The 10,952-nt window shown below is 70.5% G+C and carries 8 protein-coding genes; 4 read left to right on the top strand and 4 right to left on the bottom strand.

Translation table 11 applies throughout. The features are described from left to right. Positions 1-85: 85 nt before the first annotated feature. The gene (locus GZ997_RS08835; protein WP_161924898.1) at positions 86-586 is read right to left on the bottom strand and encodes an inorganic diphosphatase; all 501 of its coding nucleotides are present in this window, start codon (positions 584-586) and stop codon (positions 86-88) included. Between the two features lie 155 nt (positions 587-741). Here GZ997_RS08835 and dacB point away from each other — a divergent pair, with 155 nt between their 5' ends. The 3 genes from dacB to hpt all read left to right on the top strand — a co-directional run bounded on the left by dacB (position 742) and on the right by hpt (position 4,306). Continuing rightward, complete coding sequence (gene dacB, locus GZ997_RS08830; RefSeq protein ID WP_203234147.1) at positions 742-2,247, top strand: D-alanyl-D-alanine carboxypeptidase/D-alanyl-D-alanine-endopeptidase; 1,506 nt, start codon at positions 742-744, stop codon at positions 2,245-2,247. Between the two features lie 43 nt (positions 2,248-2,290). Continuing rightward, positions 2,291-3,496, top strand: coding sequence for a zinc-dependent metalloprotease (locus GZ997_RS08825; RefSeq protein WP_162679629.1), 1,206 nt, complete (start codon positions 2,291-2,293; stop codon positions 3,494-3,496). Between the two features lie 255 nt (positions 3,497-3,751). Next, positions 3,752-4,306, top strand: a complete 555-nt coding sequence (gene hpt / locus GZ997_RS08820) for a hypoxanthine phosphoribosyltransferase (RefSeq protein ID WP_161924897.1) — start codon at positions 3,752-3,754, stop codon at positions 4,304-4,306. 72 nt (positions 4,307-4,378) lie between these two features. On the opposite strand, the gene cas6 is transcribed toward hpt, so the two are convergent. The 3 genes from cas6 to GZ997_RS08805 all read right to left on the bottom strand — a co-directional run bounded on the left by cas6 (position 4,379) and on the right by GZ997_RS08805 (position 8,391). Then, entirely contained in the window at positions 4,379-5,185 is an 807-nt protein-coding gene (gene cas6, locus GZ997_RS08815) for a CRISPR system precrRNA processing endoribonuclease RAMP protein Cas6 (RefSeq protein WP_162679628.1), read from the bottom strand. A 1,054-nt stretch (positions 5,186-6,239) separates the two neighbouring features. Further along, positions 6,240-6,569, bottom strand: coding sequence for a hypothetical protein (locus GZ997_RS08810; RefSeq protein ID WP_162679627.1), 330 nt, complete (start codon positions 6,567-6,569; stop codon positions 6,240-6,242). Positions 6,570-7,185: 616 nt separating this feature from the next. Further along, complete coding sequence (locus GZ997_RS08805; RefSeq protein WP_162679626.1) at positions 7,186-8,391, bottom strand: C40 family peptidase; 1,206 nt, start codon at positions 8,389-8,391, stop codon at positions 7,186-7,188. A gap of 394 nt (positions 8,392-8,785) precedes the next feature. On the opposite strand from GZ997_RS08805, the gene ftsH reads away from it, so the two are divergent. Then, a partial coding sequence (gene ftsH, locus GZ997_RS08800; RefSeq protein ID WP_162679625.1) for an ATP-dependent zinc metalloprotease FtsH occupies positions 8,786-10,952 on the top strand: 2,167 nt, incomplete at its 3' end.

The raw sequence follows: 10,952 nt of genomic DNA, 5'->3' as shown, positions 1-10,952 counted from the left end.
GGCCGTGCGGCGGCGCAGCTGAGCGCCGACCCGGCTGGGCAGGCCGAGCGGGCGCGGCCCCGGTGCCGCGCCCGCTCGCGTTCGCTCAGTGCCCCTCGCGGGCGATGCGGGCGGCCTCGCGCTCGTAGGACAGGCGGATCTCCGCCTCCGCCTCCTCGCGGCCGACCCAGTGGGCGCCCTCCACGCTCTTGCCGGGCTCGAGGTCCTTGTACACCTCGAAGAAGTGCTGGATCTCCAGGCGGTGGAACTCGGAGACATCCTCGATGTCGGTGCGCCAGGAGGCGCGCTGGTCGCTTGCGGGCACGCACAGGACCTTGTCATCCCCGCCCTTCTCGTCGCGCATGCGGAACATGCCCAGGGCGCGGCAGCGGATGAGGCAGCCGGGGAAGGTGGGCTCCTCCAGCAGAACCAGCGCGTCAAGCGGGTCCCCGTCCTCGCCCAGGGTGTTGTCGATGAACCCGTAGTCGTCCGGGTAGCGGGTGGAGGTGAACAGCATCCGGTCCAGCTTGATGCGCCCGGTGGTGTGGTCGAGCTCGTACTTGTTGCGGTTACCCTTGGGGATCTCAATCGTCACGTCGAATTCCACGGCTGTCTCCGTATCTTGCGTTGCCTGCTTGTCTGGGTGCCCCGAGCGCTCGGGCCGCCGGCCGGCCCGCGACACGACGGGGACGGCGTCGCGCCGGAAGGGCCGGTCCGATAGCACTAGTGTGGACTACGACGGCGCATCCGGAGGGCAAAGCCATGCGGCCGGCCCCGGAGCGGGCCCGCTTTGCGTCCGCGGCGCGCCGCACAGGCACCGCCTACAACACCGCCCACAGCAACCCATACGCCCGCCAGATCATCGGAGGAGTCGTGCACAAGGCCCAAATCGTAGCCCTGACGGCCGCCACGCTCGTCGTCGTCGGCGCCTACTACGGCCTGGCCGACGCCCTCGACCTGGTGCCCGGCGTGCTGACCGCCTCGCCCGCCGACTACGCGGTCCAGCCCTTCCCCACCGCCTCCGCCGCCGCCAGGGAGCCCGACGCCGCCCCCGGCCTGGCCGCGGACGCGCCCGTTCCCGACGCCGGCGAGCTGGCCGCCCTGGCCAATGCGCTGGCCGGGGACGAGCGCGTCGGGAAGGCCACCACGGGGGTGTCAATCGTGGACGTGGCCAGCGGCCGGGAGCTGGTGGACCACGGTGCCGGCGCACCTTTGACGCCGGCATCCTCCAACAAGGTCCCGGTGGCCTGGGCCGCCCTGTCCCTGATGGGCGCCGACCACACCCTGCGAACCACCGCAGTCCTGGACGGCAGCACCGTCACCCTCGTGGGTGGCGGGGACGTCCTGCTGGCCGAGGACGCCGGCGATCCCGACGCCGCCGTCGGCCGGGCCGGCCTGGGCGACCTGGCCCGCCAGGCCGCCGCGCAGCTCAAGGAGCAGGGCGTCACCAGCGTGAGCGTGGCCCTGGATGACACGCTGTTCACCGGGCCCACCTGGAATGACGCCTGGGCCTCGGGCAACGAGTCCTGGGTGGCGCCGATCCAGCCGCTGATGCTGGACGTGACCGCATACCCCTCCGGAGGGTACCCGGCCGACCCCGCCCTGGATGCCGCCGGGGTCTTCGCCGATCACCTGCGGGGCGCCGGCATCGAGGTTACGGGGGCAGTCAGCCGGTCGGCGGCGGGTGCGGAGGCCACCGAGCTGGCGGCCGTGGAGTCCGCGCCGCTGGCGGACATCCTGTCCGTCTCCCTGAAGGCCTCCGACAACACCATGACCGAGGTGGAGGGCAGACTGGTCGCCCTTGCCGCCGGTGAGGAGGCCAGTTTCGCCGGCGCCACCCGGGCCGTGCTGGGGCAGCTGCAGGCAGATGGCTTTGACACCTCCGGAGTGACCATGCTCGACTCCTGCGGGCTGGCTCTGGGCAATCAGGTGCCCGCACGGCTACTGGCCCAGATCATCGCCCGGGCGGCGGCCGACGACGCCGGCACCGCCGGGCGCAGCCTCATCGCCGCCCTGCCGGTAGGCGGCCTGGACGGGACGCTGGATGACCGGTACGTGGGTACTGCCGGCGCGGGCGCCGTACGCGCCAAGACCGGCTCCCTGGACACGGTCGCGTCCCTGACCGGCACGGTGGTCACCGCCGACGGGCGCCTGCTGGCCTTCAGCGTGATCGTGGACGGCTTTGAGGAGGGCGGGCTGTACTCGGCCCGGCTGGCCATTGACGACGCCTTGCTCACCCCGCTGGCGGCCTGCGGGTGCGGGGGCTGAACGGGTGAGCGTGACGCGCGGCGGGCCGGTTCTCGGGACTGCTCTGCGCGGGGCCGGGCGAGGGCATGCCGGCTCCGGGGGCGCTCGCAGTGGCGCGCGCGGGAGTGGGGCCGGGGCCCCTCGCAGTGCCGCGGACGGCGTCGACTGGGAGGGCGCGCTGCGGCTGGCCCGGGTGGCTACTCCCGCGGGGCCGCACGCGCCCGGGGCGACTCGCCGCAGTGCCGTCGCGCTGCTGCGCCGCAGCGCGCAGGACGCTCTGCCGTGGGCCGCGCAGATCACCGGGCTAAACCGGGCGGCCCGGCAGGCCGCGGATACCACCACGGTGCTGGTGGTGGACCGCGTCGGGCTGCAGCGGGCCAACACTGAGGCCCTGCGCGCCCTTATGGGGCAGGTTCCGGATTCGGCCACGCAGCTCGGGCCGCTCGACCCGGCCGCGCGCGCCGCCGGCCGCGCCGCGGTGACTGCTGCAGTGGCGGGACTGCTCGGCCTGGTGTCCACCCGCGTGCTGGGGCAGGTGCTGCCTGGGGCGTGGGGAGCCGGGGCGGGCGCGGGCGCGGGAACGCGGGCGGAGGCCGCACTGCGCGCGGGGTCGAATGCGCCGCGCATGCTGCTGGTGGCACCGAATGTGCTCCGCCTTCAGCGGGAGCGGGACCTGGACCGGCTGGACCTGCCCGCCTGGGTTGCGCTGCACGAGTCCACCCACGTCCTCCAGCTGGCGGCCGCCCCCTGGCTGGTGGAGTACTTGGCCGCACAGGTGACAGATGTAGCCACCGCGCTCATGGGGCCTGCGGCCTCAGGCGAGCCGGCCGACGTGGCCCGCCTGGCCCGGGCCGTGCGTGAGGCGGCGCGCACGGGCACGGTGGAGGGTGAGCCTTCTCCGCTGCTTACCGATCGGCTGGGTGCGCAGGAGCGTGCCCGGCTGTCCGCTGTCGCCGCCACCATGGCGCTGCTGGAGGGGCATGCCGAGGCAGTGCTCGACGCCGTGGAGCCCAGCCGTATGCCCTCGGTGCACCGGCTGCGCGCGGTGCTGGGGCACTCCCGCGGGAGTGGGGCGGGCACGGCGCTGGAGCGGCTGCTGGGCGTGGAGGCCAAGCAGGCGCAGTATGTGGACGGCGCGGCCTTCGTGCGCGGCGTCGTCGGCCGGGTGGGGCATGCGGGGCTGAACGTGGTGTGGCGGGAGCCGGCGAATCTGCCGCGGCCGGAGGAGATCTGCCGCCCCGAGGCCTGGATCGAGCGCATGGGGCTTTAGCGTCGCCGTGCTGGGGCTGTGACGGCCGTGACGGCCGGCGTGGCCGGGCGGTCTACGGGGATGCCGACGGGGTGGGATGCCCGTGGGCGAGTGCCGGGCGGGGTGCGCGGCCGGATCCGGGCCATCCGGCCCGGCGTCGGCGGGGGAGGTGTGAAAAGATGCGGGTGAGGCCGAGGCTTGCGCGTCAGCCCGACGCCGCCCCAGCCCCCGCAAGTTGCTTGCCGGAGAATCACCGGACTACGAGGAGGCGCACATATGGATGCCGCGGACATGGGGCAGGACCTGCAGCAGGTGCTTATCACCGAGGAGGAGATCAACCAGCGGCTGGATGAGATGGCCGCCCAGATCGACGCCGACTATGCCGGCCGCGACCTGCTGCTGGTGGGCGTGCTGAAGGGAGCCGTGTATGTGATGGCGGACCTGTCGCGGCGGTTGCACCGGTCGGCGCCGATGGACTGGATGGCGGTGTCCTCCTACGGTTCGGGCACCAAGTCCAGCGGGGTGGTGCGCATCCTGAAGGACCTGGACGCGGACTTGACCGGCCGGCACGTGCTGGTGGTGGAGGACATCATCGACTCCGGGCTTACCCTGTCCTGGCTGCTGGGGAACCTGTCCAGCCGTGGCGCCGCCAGCGTGGAGATCGCCACCCTGCTGCGCAAGCCGGAGGCCGCGAAGGTGGAGGTGGACGTCAAGTACGTCGGCTTCGACATCCCCACCGAGTTCGTGGTCGGCTACGGGCTGGACTATGCGGAGAAGTACCGCAACCTGCCCTTCATCGGCACCCTGCGCCCGGAGGTCTACGGCGGCTGAGGCCGACCGGGGCGTGCGGGCGCCGGGCGCGTTGGGTCAGTAGGCGCGCGGCGGTAGTGCTGGCCCAGCGGGTCAGGGCTCGGCGACGACGTCGAGCGTGCCCATGCCGTAGGCGGCGTGTGAGCCGACGTTGGTGAAGCGGGCCAGCGACATCAGCCGGGAGAAGACACGGGTGGTGGCGGCGCCGGCGACGCCGCTGATGCGCAGCGAGCCCTCCGTGGCGCGGATGGAACGGGCGGTCAGGCGTCCGCGGCGGTCGGCACGCGGCATGCCGAGGCTCACGCGCACCGACTCGGTGTGGTCCTGCATGGTGAGCACGCCGAGCTCGTCGGGGTGGAGCTGCGGCGGCTGAGTCTCGGGGGACCAGGCGTGCCAGCGGGCGTGCAGGCTCGTGGCGAGCTGCGCGGGGGTGACTCCGGGGATGTGGCGGCCGTGGGAGGTGAACACGGTGGGGCTCAGCAGCATGATGTTCCAGGTGGTGGAGGCGTCGTCTTCCGCCAGTTCCTCCCAGGAGACGCGTTCCAGGATCTGTGCCTCGGTGGCGACGATGAGTGCCGTGCCTTCCTGGGTGCCGTCGCCGAGGGGGAGGACGCCGCCCCAGGCCAGCCAGCCGTCGAGGTTGTCCAGCAGGCGGTCGTCGAGCAGGCGCAGTTCCGTGCCGATCATGCCGGGCTGTTCGGTCATCTGGCCGACGCTGAAGGGCTTGGGGCCGTGCAGATTGTGCGGTGGCCTGGCCGCGAGGGAGGGGAGCCGAGCCGCCCGCTCGGGGGAGATGCCCTCGGGGAGCTCGAGCACCCGGCCCCAGGCGGCGTGTAGGCGGCGCGGGGTCAGGGAGAACGAGTCGGGGGCGTCGAACCGGAGGAAGACGGTGCTGGGCATTAGGCGTCTGCCTCTCCTCGGATCGGTGCGTACATGACGGTTCTGTGTGCTGCGGCGGTACGGTCAGGTTGCCGTAGTCAGGTTGCCGTACCGGGAACATCTTGGCACCGATTGCGTAGGGGCGGGGCGGTGTTGCAAGGCGTGGTGCCTGAATAGAAGGTGCAATTGCGTGGGGTGGATATTGGATGGCGGATGGTATTCGTGGCCCGGAGTTTGAGGAGGCTGCAGGTGGCGGGAGGTGCGCTGGGGCGGGTTCGGTGGCGTCGGTGCGGCGGGGAGGCCTGGAGGTGGCGAGAGGGCCGGTTGCGGGTATGGCGTGTGATGCAGTTGGGGCGTGTGGGCTTGGTGTGACGTGCTCCTTGAGGTCACAATTCGGTCTACGATACAAAGATAGGTACATTTTGACCCCGACTTTTCCGCATGACTTCGTTGAAAGTTGGTGGCTGGAGGGGTCTTTGGGGGTGTCGGTGGCGCTTGGCTTGTTTTCAACGAAAGGTGGTAGTTTTGGCCTGGTGCCAGTCGGTCTCGTGGGGTGCTTGCGGGGTCGGTGGCGATCTCGAGCCTGGAAGTGGCGAAACGGCGCGGTTTCCAGGGGTAGGGGTCAGGAAGCACCTCGCACCTCAAGGTGCATTAAGACTCAAGCGCGCCAGCGTCGTGGCACAGGACGTACTCACGTCAGGTCGCACACCGCGCTTTCAGGTGCGTGCAGGCTACTCGGGGAGGGGCGCTGCGCGGCGGCCGTCGTGCGGTGGTGTCAAAATTGATGACAAACGCCTTCCGCGTGCGCCAGTCACGATTCGGAGGCCGCATGATTCCAACGATTTGTCCGCAGCTGCGGACGTCGTCGACAGCGTTTGTCATCGATTTTGACACCCTCGGCCGGTGCCCGGCGGATTCCGCGGCCGCAGCGAGCCGCGCGCATAGATGCCCCGCACCGCATGAATAACCCCGTATGTTCCCGTTCGGGCGGAACCCATGGCGGGGTGTTGCTGGATTACGGGGAAGGCCACTCGGCCGCGTTCGCAGGCTCGCCCTCGGGGCGGGTGCGCTAAGGCTAGGCGGTTGCAGGGTCCGCGTCGCGGCGACTGCGGATCATCGCGATGTATTCCAGCGCCTTGGCGGAGAAATGACGGTAGGTGTGCCACTCGTCATCGGCGAAGGCGTGTGCATCGTGCTCGACCTCGGCCATGGCTTCGTCGCTCAGGTCGATACCTCGCTGGGCGCATGCAGCAAGAATATTGACGGCTCCGATGAAAGGTTCGCCGCCGCGGAACTCCCCGAGATCGCCGGTCTCCAATGTGCGGTCAAGCTTGGGGAGTGCCTCTTCGAGGAACGGCCAGTACTCGGGCGCCGCGAGCCCGGACTGCGCAGTGATTTTCATCAAAACGCCACTATATCAGTGGCTCGCCGTGTTTCTGCATGCGCCTTGGTATTTACGAGGCACGGCTGCGGCTCACCGGACACGGTGAAGACACGCCGGGCAAGGCGGTGGTTTAAAGGGTACCGTGGTGGTTGGTAGTTAGTCAGGTGCGGTGGGGATTCGGGCGTTGACCCGACGGCTCGTGCCTCCGGGTCGGCGATTCGATACGTGTTGCGCGGGGTAGGCGCACAGGGCATCGTCGTCCCAGCGAATCGTTGGCGATGGCCCTGTTGGCCGCCGCGGGGACCGGGCTGGTCGTGCGCGCTGGTGCGCCCCGCGCGACGGTTCGGCACCGCGCGCAACGGTGGGGAGTCGTCCCCGAGCTCGGGAATCGCCCCCGTGAACCACACCCGTAAGGTGCGCGGATCATCTGCGTGCGTGGGGTCGAGACCGCGCGGACCGTGACCCACGCGTGTAAGGCGCGCAAGCACGTGAGTGGCGGCAAAGCCCTGGAGCCTCGCCGCCACCCACGGTGAATATGCGGTTGTCTGCGCGGCTTCCCGCGTGTGCTATGCGGCCGGCCATTGGGTCAGCCGCACAGCCGAGCCGCACAACCCAGCCCGGCAGGCGTGCCGACCTCTCAGCGGTTCATCCAGGTGCGGTGATCCTCGATCGGGCGGGAGTAGTGCCGGTTGGGCGGCACCGGAGTAACCCCCCGGACGGCGCCCGAGTTCGTGTTGCCGGTGGTTCCGCCCTGCGTGGAGTCCTGGCCTCCGGCGGCAGTGGGTGCGGGGACGGCTGCGGTAGGCGTGGTGCTCCCGCCGGTCGACTCGGTCGTCTGGCCTTGGGCGGTAGCAGATCCGCTCGGGGCGTCGACGCCGGCATCGGTCCCGCCGGTCGTACCCTGCCCGGTCCCGCCGGTCGTGCCCTGCCCAGTGCTGGTTTCCGTGGCCTGCCCGGTGTTGGCGGCCTCGGTGGTGAAGCTCGGGCGGGCCACAAAGGACAGGTCCTGCTTGAGCACCGGGTTCAAGGTGGTGATGTTGACGCCGTCGCCGGTGCCCGTGGAGTGGATCAGCATGCCGTCGCCCATGTAGATGGCGGCGTGGTAGACATTGCCGAAGTAGGTGGCCTCGGTGCCGGAGCGCACCTGGTCGATGCGGCCCTCCGGGTCCTGCTCGGAGAAGAACAGGATGTCGCCGCGCTCAAAGGTGTCGCCGGCGTCGCCCGTCTCCAGCCACAGGTCCCCGTGGGCGTAGAACCAGCTGGCCAGGTTATTGGCGCGCCAGATCTTGGAGGTGCTGGGGTCCACCCCGAAGTCGACGGCGTAGCCCACCTGCGTGTTCTCATCGGCCACGTACGTGGTGTGGTCGTAGTCCCAGCCCAGCAGCACCATGCTGACGAAGGTCGAGCAGGTCACGCCGTAGGGGGCGGTGGTGCTTGAGTGGACAACCGTCCCGGTCAGCGGAGTGGGGCGGCTGGAGTCCCAAATGAGCTGGCTGCCGGCGTCGTAGAAGCTCTGGGCCCGGGACAACAGGTCCTCGACGGCGGCCGAGTCGGTCGCGCGCGTGGGCGCGGTGGGCAGCCCCTGCGGCACCGCGTAGCTGTCATCCGCCAGGGGGACGGCGATGTTGCCCTCAATGCCGTCGGGGAGGGTATCGGAGATGGAGTAGCTCATGCCCGCGCCGTCGTCGGCGAACTCGTCACCCGCGGTGTAGACGGTCCCAGACAGCCCGGAGGCGGACATCAGGTCAGAGGTGGTATCGAAGTGAACGGCGGCTTGGGCCGGGGCCACTGGCAGGGCGGCGGCGATAGAAAGCGCGGCAGCGGCGGCCGCGGACGCTCCCACCGCGGTAGGGGCACATCGGCGCAATGATTTGATCGGCGACAATATTCAGGGTCTCCTGCGTCTTGGCAACGGGTTTCACTGCGGTGCGGGCCGTTCCCCGGAATCAGGGACCGGGCCGACGCAGTCATCGGGGACGTGCCCTTCCGGACTCAGGTCCCAGACCGACCGAGCACGTAACCGACACGTTAGACGACTCGAGGGGGGCTTTGCCAACCCTTTACCGCCGCCAGTGTCCTCGACTTGGTCACATTGCGGACTCACAGGCGGCGTGGAACCCGCGCCGCGCACCGGTCCCTGCCCACGCCCGGCGCGAACACGGGTGGAAGCGGGCGGAACGCGTCGGTGGTTTCCGCTAGCGTCGGAGCGCATAGACGTGCGAAGGGACCAAAAGCCGATGAACGATTCCGGTCAGATCCGGGTGACGGAGCGCTCCGCGAAGCAGGGCGGCCGCGGGGACAAGGGCGGCTCCAAGCAGGGCGGCTCCAGGCAGAATGGCGGGCGGCGTCGGGCGGCGCTGGGCAACCCGCTGCTCTGGATCGCCCCCTTTGTGCTGCTGGTGGTGCTGGGGTGGGCCCTGCTGAGCTCCATCAGCGGTTACCGCGCCATCGACACCTCGGAGGGCCTCGCCCTTCTGCAGGATCAGCCCGAGACCATCGAGTCCATTACCGTCATCGACGGCACCCAGCGCGTGGAGCTGGACCTGACCCAGGACTACACCAAGCAGCCCCGGCAGGAGGGGGAGAGCGCCCGGGACCTCGGCCGCCGCGTCCAGTTCACCTACACCGAGGCCCAGGCCGGGCAGGTGAACCGGCTGGTCCAGGCCGCCGACCCCTCCGGCGGCTACAACTCGGTGGTGCCCACCACCACCTGGTGGTCATCCCTGCTGCAGCTGGTGCTGCCCATGGTGGTGTTCATCGGCTTCATGTGGTGGCTCATCGGCCGCATGAGCGGGGACCGCAGCGGGGCCCTGGGCTTCGGCCGCTCCAAGGCGAAGGTCGGCAGCAAGGAGATGCCGGATGTCACCTTTGACGACGTCGCCGGGGAGGACGAGGCCGTCGAGGAGCTGGAGGAGATCCGCGAGTTCCTCTCCGAGCCCCAGAAGTTCCAGGCCGTAGGCGCCAAGATCCCCAAGGGCGTGCTGCTGTACGGCCCGCCCGGAACCGGCAAGACCCTGCTGGCCCGCGCCGTCGCCGGCGAGGCCGGGGTGCCCTTCTTCTCCATGTCCGGCTCGGAGTTCGTGGAGATGTTCGTGGGCGTGGGTGCCTCCCGCGTGCGGGACCTGTTCGAGCAGGCCAAGGCCAATGCACCCGCGATTATCTTCGTGGACGAGATCGACGCCGTCGGCCGCCACCGCGGCTCCGGCATGGGCGGTGGGCACGACGAGCGCGAGCAGACCCTGAACCAGCTGCTGGTGGAGATGGATGGATTCGACGCCACCACCAACGTCATCCTGATCGCCGCCACCAACCGGCCCGACGTCCTCGACCCGGCCCTGCTGCGCCCGGGCCGCTTCGACCGGCAGGTCTCCGTGGAGGCCCCGGACATGGCCGGCCGCGCCGCCATCCTGCGCGTACACGCCAAGGGCAAGCCCATGACCCGCGACGTCGACCTGGACCAGGTGGCCAAGCGCACCCCCGGCTTCACCGGCGCCGACCTGGCCAACGTCCTCAACGAGGCGGCGCTGCTCACGGCCCGCTCCAACGCCCAGCTGATTGACAACCGGGCCCTGGACGAGGCCATCGACCGCGTCATCGCCGGCCCGCAGAAGCGCACCCGCGTCATGAATGACCACGAGAAGGCCGTCACCGCCTACCACGAGGCCGGCCACGCCCTGTGCGCGGCGGCCAGCGCCTACTCCGACCCGGTCACCAAGGTCACCATTCTGCCGCGCGGCAAGGCCCTGGGCTACACCATGGTGATGCCCGCGGACGACAAGTACTCCACCACCCGCAACGAGCTGCTCGACCAGCTGGTTTACGCCATGGGCGGGCGCGCCGCGGAGGAGATCGTCTTCCGCGACCCCACCACCGGCGCCTCCAACGACATTGAGAAGGCCACCGCCACCGCCCGCAAGATGGTCACCGACTACGGCATGACCCGCTCCGTGGGCGCCGTGCGCCTGGGCACCACCGAGAATGAGACGGTCCTGGGCCTGAACGCCACCAGCCGCGACTTCTCCGAGGACGTTGCCGCGACGGTCGACGCCGAGGTGCGCGCCCTCATGGACGCCGCTCACCGGGAGGCCTGGGAGATCCTGGTGCGCAACCGGCACGTGCTGGAGGACCTGGCCACGCAGCTGCTGGAGAAGGAGACACTGCTGGAGAAGGACCTGGAGCAGATCTTCGCCCCGGTCATCAAGCAGCCGCGCCGCCCCCTGTGGCAGTCCGACGACGCCCTGGTCCTGGGTGAGGACGTGACCGGCACCTTCGCCGCCGCCGCGCAGGCCCCTGACCGTCACGCGGCCAAGGCCGCCGCCCAGCTCACGCAGGCGCAGGGGCCCGACGCCGCCGCGCCCGCCGAAGCCGCCCCGGCCGCGACCGGAGCGCAGCCCGCACCGGGGC

This window comes from Actinomyces sp. 565 (assembly GCF_010365615.1).
GTDB lineage: Bacteria > Actinomycetota > Actinomycetes > Actinomycetales > Actinomycetaceae > Actinomyces.
This window is presented reverse-complemented; position numbering and strand designations above follow the sequence as displayed.